General features: G+C 33.4%; 27 protein-coding genes. All 27 read left to right on the plus strand.

Annotated elements, in window-relative coordinates:
- Nucleotides 1–828, plus strand: coding sequence for a 50S ribosomal protein L2 (gene rplB / locus ACW5R3_RS04540; RefSeq protein WP_456578441.1), 828 nt, complete (start codon nt 1–3; stop codon nt 826–828).
- Between the two features lie 6 nt (nt 829–834).
- Nucleotides 835–1113, plus strand: a complete 279-nt coding sequence (gene rpsS / locus ACW5R3_RS04545) for a 30S ribosomal protein S19 (RefSeq protein ID WP_456578442.1) — start codon at nt 835–837, stop codon at nt 1111–1113.
- A gap of 6 nt (nt 1114–1119) precedes the next feature.
- On the plus strand, nt 1120–1527 hold the full coding sequence (rplV, locus tag ACW5R3_RS04550) for a 50S ribosomal protein L22 (RefSeq protein WP_456578443.1): 408 nt from the start codon (nt 1120–1122) through the stop codon (nt 1525–1527).
- A 9-nt stretch (nt 1528–1536) separates the two neighbouring features.
- Nucleotides 1537–2256, plus strand: coding sequence for a 30S ribosomal protein S3 (gene rpsC / locus ACW5R3_RS04555; RefSeq protein WP_456578444.1), 720 nt, complete (start codon nt 1537–1539; stop codon nt 2254–2256).
- Between the two features lie 20 nt (nt 2257–2276).
- Nucleotides 2277–2696, plus strand: coding sequence for a 50S ribosomal protein L16 (gene rplP, locus ACW5R3_RS04560; protein ID WP_376893306.1), 420 nt, complete (start codon nt 2277–2279; stop codon nt 2694–2696).
- A gap of 13 nt (nt 2697–2709) precedes the next feature.
- Entirely contained in the window at nt 2710–2901 is a 192-nt protein-coding gene (gene rpmC, locus ACW5R3_RS04565) for a 50S ribosomal protein L29 (protein ID WP_456578853.1), read from the plus strand.
- Nucleotides 2902–2913: 12 nt separating this feature from the next.
- Nucleotides 2914–3171, plus strand: a complete 258-nt coding sequence (gene rpsQ / locus ACW5R3_RS04570; RefSeq protein WP_040492188.1) for a 30S ribosomal protein S17 — start codon at nt 2914–2916, stop codon at nt 3169–3171.
- A gap of 2 nt (nt 3172–3173) precedes the next feature.
- The gene (rplN, locus tag ACW5R3_RS04575; RefSeq protein WP_148403092.1) at nt 3174–3542 is read left to right on the plus strand and encodes a 50S ribosomal protein L14; all 369 of its coding nucleotides are present in this window, start codon (nt 3174–3176) and stop codon (nt 3540–3542) included.
- A gap of 11 nt (nt 3543–3553) precedes the next feature.
- Nucleotides 3554–3865, plus strand: coding sequence for a 50S ribosomal protein L24 (rplX, locus tag ACW5R3_RS04580; RefSeq protein ID WP_456578445.1), 312 nt, complete (start codon nt 3554–3556; stop codon nt 3863–3865).
- A gap of 2 nt (nt 3866–3867) precedes the next feature.
- Nucleotides 3868–4419: a 50S ribosomal protein L5 gene (gene rplE, locus ACW5R3_RS04585; protein ID WP_456578446.1), complete on the plus strand. Its 552-nt coding sequence runs from the start codon at nt 3868–3870 to the stop codon at nt 4417–4419.
- A gap of 3 nt (nt 4420–4422) precedes the next feature.
- Nucleotides 4423–4692, plus strand: a complete 270-nt coding sequence (gene rpsN, locus ACW5R3_RS04590; protein ID WP_092209864.1) for a 30S ribosomal protein S14 — start codon at nt 4423–4425, stop codon at nt 4690–4692.
- 77 nt (nt 4693–4769) lie between these two features.
- A complete protein-coding gene (gene rpsH, locus ACW5R3_RS04595; protein ID WP_456578447.1) occupies nt 4770–5168 on the plus strand; it encodes a 30S ribosomal protein S8 in 399 nt (132 codons plus the stop codon).
- A 19-nt stretch (nt 5169–5187) separates the two neighbouring features.
- Nucleotides 5188–5730, plus strand: coding sequence for a 50S ribosomal protein L6 (gene rplF / locus ACW5R3_RS04600; RefSeq protein ID WP_456578448.1), 543 nt, complete (start codon nt 5188–5190; stop codon nt 5728–5730).
- Between the two features lie 10 nt (nt 5731–5740).
- The gene (rplR, locus tag ACW5R3_RS04605) at nt 5741–6097 is read left to right on the plus strand and encodes a 50S ribosomal protein L18 (protein WP_456578449.1); all 357 of its coding nucleotides are present in this window, start codon (nt 5741–5743) and stop codon (nt 6095–6097) included.
- 6 nt (nt 6098–6103) lie between these two features.
- Nucleotides 6104–6628, plus strand: a complete 525-nt coding sequence (rpsE, locus tag ACW5R3_RS04610) for a 30S ribosomal protein S5 (protein ID WP_456578450.1) — start codon at nt 6104–6106, stop codon at nt 6626–6628.
- Between the two features lie 4 nt (nt 6629–6632).
- Complete coding sequence (gene rpmD / locus ACW5R3_RS04615; protein ID WP_456578451.1) at nt 6633–6815, plus strand: 50S ribosomal protein L30; 183 nt, start codon at nt 6633–6635, stop codon at nt 6813–6815.
- A 12-nt stretch (nt 6816–6827) separates the two neighbouring features.
- Nucleotides 6828–7280, plus strand: coding sequence for a 50S ribosomal protein L15 (rplO, locus tag ACW5R3_RS04620; protein ID WP_456578452.1), 453 nt, complete (start codon nt 6828–6830; stop codon nt 7278–7280).
- A 14-nt stretch (nt 7281–7294) separates the two neighbouring features.
- Nucleotides 7295–8638: a preprotein translocase subunit SecY gene (secY, locus tag ACW5R3_RS04625; protein WP_456578453.1), complete on the plus strand. Its 1344-nt coding sequence runs from the start codon at nt 7295–7297 to the stop codon at nt 8636–8638.
- A 10-nt stretch (nt 8639–8648) separates the two neighbouring features.
- Nucleotides 8649–8864 (plus strand): translation initiation factor IF-1, encoded by a 216-nt coding sequence (infA, locus tag ACW5R3_RS04630; RefSeq protein ID WP_007094967.1) that lies wholly within the window; start codon nt 8649–8651, stop codon nt 8862–8864.
- Nucleotides 8865–8918: 54 nt separating this feature from the next.
- The gene (gene ykgO / locus ACW5R3_RS04635; protein ID WP_013305171.1) at nt 8919–9035 is read left to right on the plus strand and encodes a type B 50S ribosomal protein L36; all 117 of its coding nucleotides are present in this window, start codon (nt 8919–8921) and stop codon (nt 9033–9035) included.
- A gap of 2 nt (nt 9036–9037) precedes the next feature.
- Nucleotides 9038–9412: a 30S ribosomal protein S13 gene (gene rpsM / locus ACW5R3_RS04640; RefSeq protein ID WP_456578454.1), complete on the plus strand. Its 375-nt coding sequence runs from the start codon at nt 9038–9040 to the stop codon at nt 9410–9412.
- Nucleotides 9413–9518: 106 nt separating this feature from the next.
- Nucleotides 9519–9902: a 30S ribosomal protein S11 gene (gene rpsK / locus ACW5R3_RS04645; RefSeq protein WP_183486623.1), complete on the plus strand. Its 384-nt coding sequence runs from the start codon at nt 9519–9521 to the stop codon at nt 9900–9902.
- Nucleotides 9903–10076: 174 nt separating this feature from the next.
- Nucleotides 10077–10682, plus strand: a complete 606-nt coding sequence (gene rpsD / locus ACW5R3_RS04650) for a 30S ribosomal protein S4 (RefSeq protein ID WP_456578455.1) — start codon at nt 10077–10079, stop codon at nt 10680–10682.
- A gap of 94 nt (nt 10683–10776) precedes the next feature.
- The gene (locus ACW5R3_RS04655; RefSeq protein WP_456578456.1) at nt 10777–11769 is read left to right on the plus strand and encodes a DNA-directed RNA polymerase subunit alpha; all 993 of its coding nucleotides are present in this window, start codon (nt 10777–10779) and stop codon (nt 11767–11769) included.
- Nucleotides 11770–11830: 61 nt separating this feature from the next.
- Nucleotides 11831–12304, plus strand: a complete 474-nt coding sequence (gene rplQ, locus ACW5R3_RS04660) for a 50S ribosomal protein L17 (protein ID WP_456578457.1) — start codon at nt 11831–11833, stop codon at nt 12302–12304.
- A gap of 89 nt (nt 12305–12393) precedes the next feature.
- Nucleotides 12394–13104, plus strand: coding sequence for a hypothetical protein (locus ACW5R3_RS04665; protein WP_456578458.1), 711 nt, complete (start codon nt 12394–12396; stop codon nt 13102–13104).
- Between the two features lie 161 nt (nt 13105–13265).
- A complete protein-coding gene (locus tag ACW5R3_RS04670) occupies nt 13266–14021 on the plus strand; it encodes a hypothetical protein (RefSeq protein ID WP_456578459.1) in 756 nt (251 codons plus the stop codon).
- Nucleotides 14022–14103 lie beyond the last annotated feature (82 nt).

A 14103-nucleotide genomic window follows, 5' to 3' on the forward strand; every position in this document is an offset into this window, starting at 1 on the left:
ATGTCAGTAAGAAAATTAAAACCAATCACACCAGGACAGCGATTTAGAGTAGTAAATGGGTATGACGCCATTACTACTGATAAGCCGGAGAAAAGTTTATTAGCTCCGAAAAAAAGGTCTGGTGGTAGAAACAGTCGCGGAAAAATGACTATGCGCTACATAGGTGGTGGTCATAAGAAAAGGTACCGTATTATCGATTTTAAACGTAACAAAACTGGAATTCCAGCAGAAGTTAAGTCTATCGAGTACGATCCAAACAGAACAGCGTTTATTGCGTTGTTAAATTACCAAGATGGTGAAAAGGCGTATATCATTGCTCAAAATGGTTTACAAGTAGGTCAAACTATAGTTTCTGGTAACAGTAATGTTGCTCCAGAAATTGGGAATGCTATGCCGCTTTCAGAAATTCCATTAGGAACTATTATTTCTTGTGTAGAATTACGTCCAGGTCAAGGTGCTGTTATGGCAAGAAGTGCTGGAACATTCGCACAGTTAATGGCTAGAGGTGAGAAATTTGCAACAATTAAGTTGCCTTCAGGTGAAACACGTTTAGTGTTAGTAACTTGTATGGCTACTATTGGTGTTGTTTCTAACTCAGATCATCAATTGTTAGTATCAGGTAAAGCTGGTAGATCAAGATGGTTAGGTAGAAGACCTCGTACGAGACCAGTAGTGATGAACCCTGTCGATCACCCAATGGGTGGTGGTGAAGGTAAGTCTGCCGGTGGTCACCCACGTTCTAGAAATGGTATACCTGCTAAAGGTTATAGAACCCGTTCTAAAACAAAAGCGAGTAATAAATATATTGTAGAACGTAGAAAGAAATAATAAGTCATGTCAAGATCATTAAAAAAAGGACCTTACGTTCATTATAAATTAGAGAAAAAAGTGGCTATTAATGTTGAGAACAACAAAAAAACAGTAATCAAAACCTGGTCTAGAGCTAGTATGATTACACCTGATTTTGTTGGTCAAACAATAGCAGTACACAACGGACGTCAGTTCGTACCAGTGTATGTTACTGAAAACATGGTAGGACACAAGTTAGGAGAATTTTCACCGACACGATCTTTTAGAGGTCACGCAGGTGCTAAAAATAAAGGTAAAAAGTAGTAAGCTATGGGAAGTCGTAAAAAACAAATGGCAGACGCTATTAAGGAAGGTAAGAAGCAAATTGCTTTTGCTAAGCTTAATAACTGTCCTACATCACCGAGAAAAATGCGTTTAGTAGCCGATTTAGTAAGAGGTGAACGCGTAGAGAAAGCGCTTAATATTTTAAAATTTAGCCAAAAAGAAGCCTCTAACCGTTTAGAAACTTTGTTATTGTCTGCAATTGCAAACTGGCAAGCTAAAAACGAAGATGCATCTATTGAAGAAGCTGAATTATTTGTTAAGGAGATTCGCGTGGATGGTGGCTCAATGTTAAAGAGATTGCGTCCAGCACCACAAGGTCGTGCACACAGAATTAGAAAACGTTCAAATCACGTAACTATCGTGGTTGGAGCTAATAATAACACACAAAGTTAAGATAGAGATATGGGACAAAAAACAAATCCAATCGGAAATCGCTTAGGAATTATCAGAGGATGGGAGTCTAACTGGTACGGAGGAAACGATTATGGTGATAAACTTGCCGAAGACGATAAGATCAGAAAGTACGTTCACGCACGTCTATCTAAAGCTAGTGTTTCACGAGTAATTATTGAGCGTACGCTTAAACTTGTAACCGTTACTATCACAACAGCTCGCCCAGGTATCATTATTGGTAAAGGCGGTCAAGAGGTAGACAAGTTAAAAGAAGAGCTTAAAAAGATTACTGGTAAAGAAGTTCAAATAAACATATTTGAAATTAAAAGACCGGAACTTGATGCGTATTTAGTTGCATCTAGTGTGGCTCGTCAAATTGAAAATCGTATTTCTTACAGACGTGCGATTAAGATGGCCATTGCTGCAACTATGAGAATGAATGCTGAAGGAATTAAAATTCAGATTAGTGGTCGTTTAAACGGAGCTGAAATGGCACGTAGCGAGCATTACAAAGAAGGACGTATTCCTTTATCAACCTTTAGAGCCGATATTGACTATGCTTTAGTTGAAGCACATACTACTTATGGTAGATTAGGTGTTAAAGTATGGATCATGAAAGGTGAAGTATATGGTAAGAGAGAACTTTCTCCGCTTGTTGGATTATCTAAAAAGCAAGGAAAAGGTGGACGTGGTGGAAACAGAGACAACAAACCTCGTCGTAGAAAGTAATCGTTTAAAGAAAAGAAAGAATGTTACAGCCTAAAAGAACAAAATTTCGTAAGCAACAAAAAGGACGTATGAAAGGTAATGCCGGAAGAGGGCATTTACTATCAAGCGGTACCTTTGGTATAAAATCACTAGACACTAGCTTCGTTACAGCTCGTCAAATAGAAGCAGCACGTATTGCCGCTACACGTTTCATGAAGAGGGAAGGATCTATCTGGATAAAAATATTTCCAGACAAGCCTATCACAAAGAAACCTCTTGAAGTACGTATGGGTAAAGGTAAAGGTTCCGTTGAATATTGGGTAGCTGTTGTTAAGCCTGGTCGTGTACTATTTGAAGTCGGTGGTGTACCATTAGACGTTGCTAAAGAAGCATTAAGATTGGCAGCACAGAAATTGCCAGTTAAAACTAAATTTATAATTGCTAGAGATTACGAAGCATAATTTATTTGATACTATGAAACAATCAGAAATTAAAGAATTATCTGTAGCCGAGTTACAAGAGAAACTTGGTGAAACAAAGAAGAGTTATTCAGAAATGAAATTAACTCATGCAATTTCGCCTCTAGAAAATCCAATTCAGTTGCGCTCTGCTAGAAGAACCGTAGCGAGAATTGCAACAGAATTAACTAAAAGAGAATTACAATAATTCTGCAGAAAGATGGAAACAAGAAATTTAAGAAAAGAACGTATAGGAATTGTTACTAGTAATAAGATGCAGAAATCTATTGTGGTATCTGAGGTTAAGAAAGTAAAGCACCCTATGTATGGAAAATTCGTGTTAAAAACAAAGAAATATGTTGCACACGATGAAACAAACGATTGTAACATTGGAGATACTGTAAAGATCATGGAAACAAGACCTATGAGTAAATCTAAATGTTGGAGATTAGTTGAAATAATTGAAAGAGCGAAGTAATTATGTTACAGACTGAATCAAGATTAAAAGTAGCTGATAACACCGGCGCGAAAGAGGTTTTAACCATTCGTGTTTTAGGTGGTACTAAAAGAAGATACGCTTCTGTAGGAGACAAAATAGTTGTTTCTGTAAAAGATGCAACACCTAATGGAAACATTAAAAAAGGTGCTGTTTCTACTGCAGTAGTTGTACGTACTAAGAAAGAAGTAAGAAGACCAGACGGATCTTATATAAGATTTGATGATAATGCATGTGTTTTATTAAACCCAACGGGTGAAATGAGAGGTACACGTGTTTTTGGTCCTGTTGCTAGAGAACTTCGTGATAAACAATTCATGAAAATTGTATCATTGGCACCTGAAGTGCTTTAATGAAAAATAATATGACAAAGCTTAAAATTAAATCAGGAGATACCGTAAAAGTGAATGCTGGAGACCATAAAGGTGCAGAAGGTAAAGTACTAAAGGTATTAATAGATAAGAACAAGGCGATTGTTGAGGGTGTTAACATGGTGAAAAAACACATGAAGCCAAGTGCTCAAAGCCCTCAAGGTGGAATCGTTGAAAAAGAAGCAGCTATTCATATATCTAACTTGTCTTTATTAACCGCTAAAGGTGAAGAGACTCGTGTTGGATACCGAATGGAAGGCGACAAAAAAGTGAGATTTTCTAAAAAATCAAATGAAGTAATATAGTTATGGGATATACACCGAGACTTAAAGAAGAGTATAAAGGCAGAGTAATTGCTGCTCTTAAAGATGAATTTGGTTATAAAAATGTTATGCAAGTACCTAAGCTAACTAAGATAGTATTATCTAAAGGTGTAGGTGCAGCAGTTGCAGACAAAAAGTTAATCGACCACGCAGTGGAAGAATTATCAACTATAACAGGACAACGTGCAATAGCAACAATCTCTAAAAAGGATGTTGCTTCATTTAAATTACGTAAAGGTATGCCAATTGGTGCTAAAGTAACTTTACGTGGTGAGAAAATGTACGAATTTTTAGATCGTTTAATTACATCTGCTTTACCACGTGTAAGAGACTTTAGCGGAATTAAAGCTACAGGTTTTGATGGTAGAGGTAATTATAATTTAGGAATTACAGAACAAATTATATTTCCAGAAATTGACATTGATAAAGTGAACAAAATTTCAGGTATGGATATTACATTTGTAACAACAGCAGATACTGATAAAGAAGCAAAATCATTATTAACCGAATTAGGATTACCTTTTCAAAAGAATTAAGATATGGCTAAAGAATCAATGAAAGCCCGTGAGGTAAAAAGAGCAAAAACAGTAGCTAAATATGCTGAAAAACGTAAAGCTTTAAAAGAAGCTGGCGATTACGAAGCATTACAAAAGTTACCTAAAAATGCTTCACCTGTACGTCAACATAACCGTTGTAAACTTACAGGAAGACCTAAAGGTTATATGAGAACATTTGGTATTTCTCGTGTAATGTTTAGAGAAATGGCAAACCAAGGTTTGATACCAGGTGTTAGAAAAGCAAGCTGGTAAAAATAATTAATATTAATTGGTTTCAGGTTTAATCCATAATAGTCGAGATTGAAAACCGTTACCGCAATTTTATAACTATGAATACAGATCCAATAGCGGATTATTTAACAAGAATTAGAAATGCTGTGCGTGCTAACCACAGAGTGGTTGAGATACCAGCTTCTAATTTAAAGAAAGAAATCACTAAAATATTATTCGATCAAGGATATATTTTAAGTTACAAGTTTGAAGATACTTCTGTACAAGGAACTATTAAAATAGCTCTTAAGTACAACAAAGAAACAAAAGAACCTGTAATCAAGAAGATTCAAAGAATAAGTAAACCAGGTTTACGTAAGTACGCAAGTTCTAAAGATCTTCCAAGAATTCTTAATGGACTTGGTATTGCCATCGTTTCTACATCTCACGGTGTAATGACAGGTAAACAAGCTCAGAGAGATAATGTTGGAGGAGAAGTACTATGTTACGTTTACTAATTAAAAAAGACTATAAGACATGTCAAGAATAGGTAATAATCCAGTAGTAATTCCAGATGGAGTTACAGTTGAAATCAACGATAACGTAGTTACAGTAAAAGGAAAATTAGGTGAATTAACACAAGATTTTTCTAAAGTAAGCATTAAAGTTGAAGAAGGAAATGTTGTAGTTGAGCGTTCTTCTGATAAAAAAGAAGAAAAAGCAAAACATGGTCTTTATAGAGCACTTATCAATAATATGATTGAAGGTGTATCTAAAGGATGGACAAAAGAATTAGAGTTAGTAGGTGTTGGATATAGAGCAAGTAATCAAGGACAAAAACTTGATTTAGCTTTAGGTTTTTCTCACAATATTGTTTTAGAAATTGCTCCAGAAGTAAAAATCGAAACAGTATCTGATAAAGGTAAAAATCCAATAGTTAAACTAACGTCTCATGACAAACAACTTGTAGGTCAAGTAGCTGCTAAAATTCGCGGCTTTAGACCACCAGAGCCTTACAAAGGTAAAGGTGTTAAGTTTGTTGGCGAAGAATTAAGAAGAAAAGCAGGTAAATCAGCTTAATAAGTAAGTTATGGCATTGACAAAGAACGAAAGACGATTAAGAATAAAAAGCAGAGTTCGTAAAATAGTTTCTGGTACAGAAGCTAGACCAAGATTATCTGTTTTCAGAAGCAATAAAGAAATTTATGCACAAGTTGTAGATGACGTAACTGGTAAGACTATCAGTGCAGCATCTTCAAGAGATAAGGACATTAGTTCTGCAAAAGGTACAAAGTCAGAAATAGCTACATTAGTAGGTAAATCTGTTGCTGAAAGAGCCCTTAAAGCAGGTGTAGAAACTATCTCTTTTGATAGAGGTGGATATTTATATCACGGAAGAGTAAAATCATTAGCAGAAGGTGCTAGAGAAGCAGGACTTAAATTTTAAGAAATTATGTATCAAAAATACAAAAGCGCAGAGCTAGTAAAACCAAGTGGATTAGATCTTAAAGATCGTTTAGTTGGTGTACAAAGAGTTACAAAAGTAACAAAAGGTGGTAGAGCATTCGGATTTTCAGCAATTGTTGTTGTTGGAGATGAAGCAGGTGTAGTAGGTCAAGGTTTAGGTAAATCTAAAGATGTGGCTAGTGCAATTGCTAAAGCAATCGAAGACGCTAAGAAAAATTTAGTACGTATCCCGATTATAAAAGGAACGTTACCACATGAACAAAAAGGTAAGTATGGTGGAGCAAGAGTAAACATCATTCCTGCAGCTCCTGGTACAGGAGTTATTGCTGGTGGAGCTGTAAGAACAGTTCTTGAAGCAGTAGGAGTACATGATGTATTATCTAAATCTCAAGGTTCATCTAACCCACATAACGTTGTTAAAGCAACTTTCGATGCTTTACTACAATTAAGAGACGCTAAAACAATTGCTCGTGATAGAGGTATCTCTCTTGAAAAAGTATTTAAAGGATAAGACGATGGCAAAGATAAAAGTAACAAAAGTTAGAAGCGCAATCAATCGTTCATTAAGACAAAAAAGAACTTTAGAAGCTCTAGGTCTTAAAAAAATTGGTCAAGTTGTAGAGCATGAAGCCAATCCAAACATACTTGGAATGGTAGCTAAAGTTTCACATTTAGTTTCTGTTGAAGAAACAAAATAATAATACTGAAAAATGGATTTAAGTAATTTAAAACCTGCAGAAGGTTCAGTTAAAGGTCAAGGAAAAAGAATAGGTAGAGGACAAGGTTCTGGAAAAGGTGGTACGGCAACTCGTGGTCACAAAGGAGCTAAATCTCGTTCTGGTTATTCTAAGAAAATCGGTTTTGAAGGTGGTCAAATGCCTCTTCAAAGACGTGTTCCAAAATTTGGCTTTACGAATATTAATCGTGTAGAATATCAAGGTGTAAATCTAGATACATTACAACAATTAATAGACGATAAGAAAATTAAAGATACAGTTGATTTTGAAACTTTAATGACTCTAGGTCTAATTGGCAAGAATGATCTTGTTAAAATATTAGGTCGTGGTGAATTAAAATCAAAACTAAAAGTATCTGCACATAAGTTTACTGCTTCAGCAAAAGCTGCTATCGAAGCTGCAGGAGGCGAAGCCGTAACTTTATAATCTAATTTAAGCGCATGAAATTTATAGAGACATTAAAAAATGTTTGGAAAATTGAGGAATTAAGAAACAGAATTATTGTTACATTAAGTTTGTTATTAGTTTATCGTTTCGGTGCCCAGGTTGTATTACCGGGTATCGATGCGGCGCAATTAGAAGGTTTACAAGGTAGTACTGAAGATGGTTTATTAGGTTTATTAAATGCTTTTACAGGAGGTGCGTTTGCAAATGCTTCTGTTTTTGCATTGGGTATTATGCCTTATATATCAGCTTCTATTGTTGTTCAGTTAATGGGAATTGCTATTCCTTATTTACAAAAACTTCAAAAAGAAGGTGCTAGTGGACAAAAGAAAATTAATCAAATCACACGCTGGTTAACTATAGCTATTTGTTTAGTTCAAGCACCAGGCTACTTGGCAAGTTTACCTGCTTTAGGTATTCCTACATCAGCATTTTTGTTGGGGCAAGGTGGTTTATTTTACTTCTCATCTGTAGTTATATTAGTTACAGGTTGTATCTTTGCAATGTGGCTAGGTGAAAAAATAACAGATAAAGGTATCGGTAATGGTATATCACTATTAATTATGGTTGGTATTATCGCAACTTTACCTAAGAACTTTTTACTTAATGCTTCATCAAGGTTAGAAACTAACAGTGTTATGCTAATCCTTTTTGAATTAGTAATATGGTTGTTAATTATTTTAGCATCTATTATGTTAGTTATGGGAGTTCGACAAATTGCTGTTCAGTATGCAAGAAGAACCGCTACAGGTGGTTACGAAAAAAATGTATTCGGATCAAGACAGTATATTCCATTAAAGCTTAATGCTTCTGGTGTTATGCCAATAATCTTTGCTCAAGCAATTATGTTCGTACCAAGTTTAATTGGTGGTTCATCTTTCTTAAAAGATACTGCAACAGGCCAATGGATGTCATCTAACTTTACAGATATATTTGGTTTTTGGTACAACTTAGTATTTGCCTTTTTAATTATTGTATTTACATATTTTTATACGGCAATTACAGTTCCTACCAATAAAATGGCTGATGATTTAAAACGAAGCGGAGGATTTATTCCTGGCATTCGTCCTGGATCTGAAACATCTGAATATTTAGATAAAATTATGTCTCAAATAACCTTACCAGGTTCTATATTTTTAGCGCTTATTGCTGTGTTCCCTGCAATTATTGTTAAACTTATGAATGTTCAGTCTGGATGGGCATTGTTTTTCGGAGGAACATCACTTCTAATTATGGTTGGTGTTGCTATCGATACTATGCAGCAAGTAAATTCTTACTTGTTAAATAGACATTATGACGGCTTGATGAAAACTGGTAAAAATAGAAAAGCAGTAGCTTAATACGTATACTATGGCAAAACAAGCAGCAATAGAACAAGACGGAACAATTATTGAAGCATTATCAAATGCAATGTTTCGTGTAGAATTAGAGAACGGTCACATTGTGACAGCACATATTTCTGGTAAAATGCGTATGCATTACATTAAGTTATTACCAGGAGATAAAGTGAAATTAGAAATGAGTCCTTACGATTTAACGAAGGCTCGAATAACTTATAGATACTAATAGATAGATCGTAAGGTTTATCGACACAGTTTAAAACTAATAACAAAGGAACAGATGAAAGTAAGAGCATCAGTTAAGAAAAGAAGTGCAGACTGTAAAATCGTCCGCAGAAAAGGTAGACTTTACGTCATTAACAAAAAGAATCCTAGATTCAAACAAAGACAAGGATAATTATGGCAAGAATTGCAGGTGTAGACATACCAAAAAACAAAAGAGGTGTTATCTCGCTTACGTATATCTATGGAATAGGTAGAAGTAGAGCAAAAGAAATTTTAGCAATAGCTAAAGTTGAACAAAGTACTAAAGTTCAAGATTGGACAGACGAAGAGATTGGAAACATTCGTGAAGCTGTTGGTTCTTTTACTATTGAAGGTGAATTACGTTCTGAAACTCAATTAAACATTAAGCGATTAATGGATATAGGATGTTACAGAGGTATCCGTCATAGAACTGGACTTCCATTACGTGGTCAACGTACTAAGAACAACTCTAGAACTAGAAAAGGTAGAAGAAAAACTGTTGCTAACAAGAAAATGGCAACTAAATAATAAATAGACATTAGTCATTAGAGTTTAGCCGTTAGATGAATCTGTTTGAAATAGCAATGTTTAGGATTCTAACAACTAAAAACTAACAACTAGAAACTATAATAATATGGCAAAGTCAAGTACAAAAAAACGTAAAGTAATAGTAGATGCAGTTGGAGAAGCTCATATAACAGCATCTTTTAACAATATCATTGTATCTCTTACCAATAAAAAAGGTGACGTAATTTCATGGTCATCTGCTGGTAAAATGGGATTCCGTGGATCTAAGAAAAATACACCATATGCTGCTCAATTAGCCGCTGAAGATGCTGCAGCTGTAGCACAAGAAGCAGGTTTAAAGAAAGTAAAAGTATATGTTAAAGGTCCAGGAAATGGTAGAGAATCTGCTATTAGATCAATACACAATGCAGGAATTGAAGTAACAGAAATTATTGATGTTACTCCATTACCACACAATGGTTGTCGTCCTCCTAAGAGAAGACGTGTATAATTTACATGTATAGTATATTTTTTTGACATCAACTATTTTTTATAGTTGATGTCAATATTTATATGTATATTTGCAAACTGAAAAAATATAAACAAGTATCAACGAGAGATTAACGGTTATCGAAGGATAAGATTAAGACCTTAATTCATAATCACTCTCATAACACAATTTAAAATGGCAAGATATACTGGTCCTAAAACAAAAATAGCACGTAAATTTGGTGAGGCTATTTTCGGTGAAGATAAATCTTTTGAAAAAAGAAACTATCCACCTGGTCAACATGGTGCAAACAAGCGTCGTGGGAAAAAATCTGAATATGCAATCCAATTAATGGAAAAGCAAAAAGCTAAATATACTTACGGTATTTTAGAAAAGCAATTCAGAAACATGTTTAAAAAAGCAACTGCAGCTCCTGGAATTACAGGTACTGTATTGTTACAATTATGTGAATCTCGTTTAGATAACGTGGTTTTCAGAATGGGAATTTCTCCTTCAAGAAGTGGTGCTAGACAATTAGTATCTCACAGACATGTCACTGTAAATGGTGAGTTAGTAAACATTCCATCTTACCAATTAAAAGCTGGTGATGTTGTAGCTGTTAGAGAGAAGTCTAAATCACTTGAAGCTATTACAAATTCTTTAGCAAACTCAAGCAACGTATACGAATGGATTACTTGGAATAATTCTACATCTGAAGGTACTTACGTATCTGTTCCAGCTAGAATTCAAATTCCAGAAAATATCAACGAGCAATTCATCGTCGAATTATATTCTAAATAATAACTAACATATTGGTGTTTAGCCAAAGGATTTATTCGTCTTCTTCATACTTATAAATCGCGCAACTAAACAACAATTAAAACGAAGAAAATTTATGGCAGTATTTAATTTCCAAAAGCCCGATAAAGTAATCATGATTGATTCTACTGATTTCGAAGGTAAATTCGAATTCAGACCACTAGAACCAGGTTATGGTTTAACAGTAGGTAACGCATTAAGACGTGTGTTATTATCTTCTTTAGAAGGGTTTGCAATTACATCAGTAAGAATAGAAGGTGTAGATCACGAATTCTCTACACTTGCGGGTGTTGTTGAAGACGTTACAGAAATTATTTTAAATTTAAAACAAGTACGTTTTAAAAGACAAATAGAAGATGTAGATAACGAATCTATTTCAATTTCACTTTCTGGTCAAGATCAAATCACTGCTGGTGATTTCCAAAAATTTATCTCAGGATTCCAAGTATTAAATTCAGAATTAGTAATCTGTAATTTAGATCCTAAAGTAAATGTTAATATGGAAATAACCATTGAAAAAGGTCGTGGATATGTACCTGCTGAAGAAAATAAAAAAGCTTCTGCACCAATTGGTACAATTTTTACTGACTCTATTTACACACCAATTAAAAATGTTAAGTATAGCATTGAAAATTACCGTGTAGAGCAAAAAACTGATTACGAAAAATTAGTTTTCGAAATCATAACTGACGGATCTATTAGTCCTCAAGATGCTTTAACTGAAGCCGCTAAAACACTTATTCACCACTTCATGTTGTTCTCTGATGAACGTATAACATTAGAAGCTGATGAAATTGCACAAACTGAAACTTATGATGAAGAATCACTTCATATGAGACAGTTATTGAAAACTAAATTAGTTGATATGGACTTATCTGTTCGTGCATTAAACTGTTTAAAAGCAGCAGAAGTTGATACTTTAGGAGATTTAGTATCGTTCAATAAAAATGATTTAATGAAGTTCCGTAACTTCGGTAAGAAATCTTTAACAGAGCTAGAAGAACTAGTAAATGTTAAAGGTCTTAATTTCGGAATGGACTTATCAAAATATAAATTAGATAAAGATTAATTCCTCATATTTTGCTCCTCAATAATGGGTAGTAGCAAGATGAAGGTTAAAAACAAAGGTCATGAGACACGGAAAAAAAGTAAACCATTTAGGTAGAAAAACAGCTCACAGAAAAGCAATGTTAGCTAATATGGCTTGTTCTTTAATAGAGCACAAACGTATTAACACAACTGTTGCTAAAGCTAAAGCTTTAAAGCAATTTGTTGAGCCAATGATTACAAAATCAAAAGAAGATACGACTCATAATAGACGTATTGTAATGGCTAGATTAAGACAAAAAGAAGCTGTAGCTGAATTATTCAGAGATGTTGCTCCTAAAATTGGTGATCGCCCAGGTGGTTACACACGTATTATCAAATTAGGTAATCGTTTAGGTGATAACGCTGATATGGCCATGATAGAATTAGTTGATTACAACGAAATCTATAATGCTGATAAAGCAACTAAGAAAACTACACGTAGAAGTAGAAGAGGTGGTTCTAAAACTACTACTGCACCAGCTGCAGAAACTAAAGCTTCAAACGAAGAAGAATAAAACGTTAATTTTTTTTAATGCTTAATTCCAAATAGGGTAAATTGTAAAATTTACCCTATTTTTGTTTCTAATACTTTTAAAACTAGTCTATGAAAAAAATATTTTTATTCGCGATTTTCGCTATATCAACACTAACAATATCTGCTCAAGGTTCTAACGGAGGTTTATCTAATTTACAAGGAACTCAAAGTAATACTTTAGGTGAATCTATGGATGCTCTAAATTCAAGAGGTTCTTGGTTACCTAAAATTAATAATTATACGGTTGATGGTACTCCCTTAGCTTTTGAAACGGGGAATAATAAACTAATTCTTGTTTCAAAAGACGGTAATAAATTTAACATCCCTAATGGAAACTATAATGCTCAAATAGATAAATTTGTTTCTGTTATGAGTACCGATTCTATTTATGTTTTGAATGCTGCTACTATTGATTATGCCGTTCTTAATAATAAAAAAATGAAACGTTTCAGTAGTGAGAAAAAACGTGCTCGTTACTATGAAATATTAGCAGAAAATGATGATGTTTTTATTCTAAAAAACCGTCAAGCTAAAATTAAGCAAGGTGGCGTTAATAAAATGACACAAGCTCGTACATCTAATGATAGATATTACTTGGTAGAAGATCTTTATATTAAGAATGGTGATGTATTAGAAGAACTTAAACTAAAGAAGAAGTTAATTTCTGAGCTCTTCTCAGATAAAGAATCTGAAATTAAGACTTATATTAAGTCTAATGATTTAAACATTAAGGATGAAGCAGATTTTATAAAGATATTTAATTATTATAGTACTTTATAGTCTTAACTTTGTATTTATAAAAAAAGGGTAAACGTCATGTTTACCCTTTTTTTTTGTTTTTCGTGTAATTTCTGCTGTATTATATTATAATTCAATAACTGTTGAATTTTTTTATCTCTTAGATTATGGTTATATTATGGGTAAGTTTAAAATATAACATCATGAATTTTAAAGTTTTAGCAGTATTAGTTTCTTTAGTTTTTTCAATTAATGTCGTTTCACAAGTAGTTCCAATGCGTTCAGAATCGACATTTACTATGGGGCAATCAGCAGAATTATTGCCTAATCAGATACTACCTCCTCAAGATTATTTTGGATCGTTAGGCTATATCGAAGACACTTTAAATCCTATTAATCCAAACCCTAATTCTATTGAGTACGTTTCGGGCTCTCCTTTTGGTTTTGAAGGTGATGCTAACATATTAATAATTCACACTAGTGATGATAAATATTATAAATTTAATAAAGGCAATTATAATGCTTCGACAGATAAGTTAGTCGTTGAATTAGAAAATAATATGTTTTATGAATTTGATGATAAGAATATAAAATTTGCTTTGTTAAATAAAATAAAAACAATTAAACTAACAGCTGAAAATTCAGAATCTTATTATTTCTTTGTTATCGATGAAAGTAACGATTATTCTATATTAAAGCGTATTAGATGTAAAATTACTCCGGGTACAGTAAATAAAATGACTAAAGAAAAAGAGTCTCAAGATCGATACTATGTTTATGATGAATTCTATATATACCAAGACGGTGATTTACAAGAAATAAAATTGAATAATAAAACCTTTAAATTATTGTTTAGTGAAAATGAGAAAGCAGTTAAAAAGTATATGAAAGACCAAGACCTTTCTATTAAAAATGAAGCTGATTTTTTAAAAATGTTGCGTTATAATAAAACACTATAAAAAGTAATTTTAATTTATTTCAGTTAAAAGCGGATAAACATTTTAGTTTATCCTTTTTTTTTAGCAATTTTGCAAAACTTTT

Source organism: Algorimicrobium bowmanii (genome assembly GCF_054031195.1).

Excerpts from the sequence above, each read along its gene's own strand:
- rplB (WP_456578441.1), top strand. The coding sequence starts at position 1 with ATGTCAGTAAGAAAATTAAAACCAATCACACCAGGACAGCGATTTAGA.
- rpsS (WP_456578442.1), top strand. The coding sequence starts at position 835 with ATGTCAAGATCATTAAAAAAAGGACCTTACGTTCATTATAAATTAGAG.
- rplV (WP_456578443.1), top strand. The coding sequence starts at position 1,120 with ATGGGAAGTCGTAAAAAACAAATGGCAGACGCTATTAAGGAAGGTAAG.
- rpsC (WP_456578444.1), top strand. The coding sequence starts at position 1,537 with ATGGGACAAAAAACAAATCCAATCGGAAATCGCTTAGGAATTATCAGA.
- rplP (WP_376893306.1), top strand. The coding sequence starts at position 2,277 with ATGTTACAGCCTAAAAGAACAAAATTTCGTAAGCAACAAAAAGGACGT.
- rpmC (WP_456578853.1), top strand. The coding sequence starts at position 2,710 with ATGAAACAATCAGAAATTAAAGAATTATCTGTAGCCGAGTTACAAGAG.
- rpsQ (WP_040492188.1), top strand. The coding sequence starts at position 2,914 with ATGGAAACAAGAAATTTAAGAAAAGAACGTATAGGAATTGTTACTAGT.
- rplN (WP_148403092.1), top strand. The coding sequence starts at position 3,174 with ATGTTACAGACTGAATCAAGATTAAAAGTAGCTGATAACACCGGCGCG.
- rplX (WP_456578445.1), top strand. The coding sequence starts at position 3,554 with ATGACAAAGCTTAAAATTAAATCAGGAGATACCGTAAAAGTGAATGCT.
- rplE (WP_456578446.1), top strand. The coding sequence starts at position 3,868 with ATGGGATATACACCGAGACTTAAAGAAGAGTATAAAGGCAGAGTAATT.
- rpsN (WP_092209864.1), top strand. The coding sequence starts at position 4,423 with ATGGCTAAAGAATCAATGAAAGCCCGTGAGGTAAAAAGAGCAAAAACA.
- rpsH (WP_456578447.1), top strand. The coding sequence starts at position 4,770 with ATGAATACAGATCCAATAGCGGATTATTTAACAAGAATTAGAAATGCT.
- rplF (WP_456578448.1), top strand. The coding sequence starts at position 5,188 with ATGTCAAGAATAGGTAATAATCCAGTAGTAATTCCAGATGGAGTTACA.
- rplR (WP_456578449.1), top strand. The coding sequence starts at position 5,741 with ATGGCATTGACAAAGAACGAAAGACGATTAAGAATAAAAAGCAGAGTT.
- rpsE (WP_456578450.1), top strand. The coding sequence starts at position 6,104 with ATGTATCAAAAATACAAAAGCGCAGAGCTAGTAAAACCAAGTGGATTA.
- rpmD (WP_456578451.1), top strand. The coding sequence starts at position 6,633 with ATGGCAAAGATAAAAGTAACAAAAGTTAGAAGCGCAATCAATCGTTCA.
- rplO (WP_456578452.1), top strand. The coding sequence starts at position 6,828 with ATGGATTTAAGTAATTTAAAACCTGCAGAAGGTTCAGTTAAAGGTCAA.
- secY (WP_456578453.1), top strand. The coding sequence starts at position 7,295 with ATGAAATTTATAGAGACATTAAAAAATGTTTGGAAAATTGAGGAATTA.
- infA (WP_007094967.1), top strand. The coding sequence starts at position 8,649 with ATGGCAAAACAAGCAGCAATAGAACAAGACGGAACAATTATTGAAGCA.
- ykgO (WP_013305171.1), top strand. The coding sequence starts at position 8,919 with ATGAAAGTAAGAGCATCAGTTAAGAAAAGAAGTGCAGACTGTAAAATC.
- rpsM (WP_456578454.1), top strand. The coding sequence starts at position 9,038 with ATGGCAAGAATTGCAGGTGTAGACATACCAAAAAACAAAAGAGGTGTT.
- rpsK (WP_183486623.1), top strand. The coding sequence starts at position 9,519 with ATGGCAAAGTCAAGTACAAAAAAACGTAAAGTAATAGTAGATGCAGTT.
- rpsD (WP_456578455.1), top strand. The coding sequence starts at position 10,077 with ATGGCAAGATATACTGGTCCTAAAACAAAAATAGCACGTAAATTTGGT.
- ACW5R3_RS04655 (WP_456578456.1), top strand. The coding sequence starts at position 10,777 with ATGGCAGTATTTAATTTCCAAAAGCCCGATAAAGTAATCATGATTGAT.
- rplQ (WP_456578457.1), top strand. The coding sequence starts at position 11,831 with ATGAGACACGGAAAAAAAGTAAACCATTTAGGTAGAAAAACAGCTCAC.
- ACW5R3_RS04665 (WP_456578458.1), top strand. The coding sequence starts at position 12,394 with ATGAAAAAAATATTTTTATTCGCGATTTTCGCTATATCAACACTAACA.
- ACW5R3_RS04670 (WP_456578459.1), top strand. The coding sequence starts at position 13,266 with ATGAATTTTAAAGTTTTAGCAGTATTAGTTTCTTTAGTTTTTTCAATT.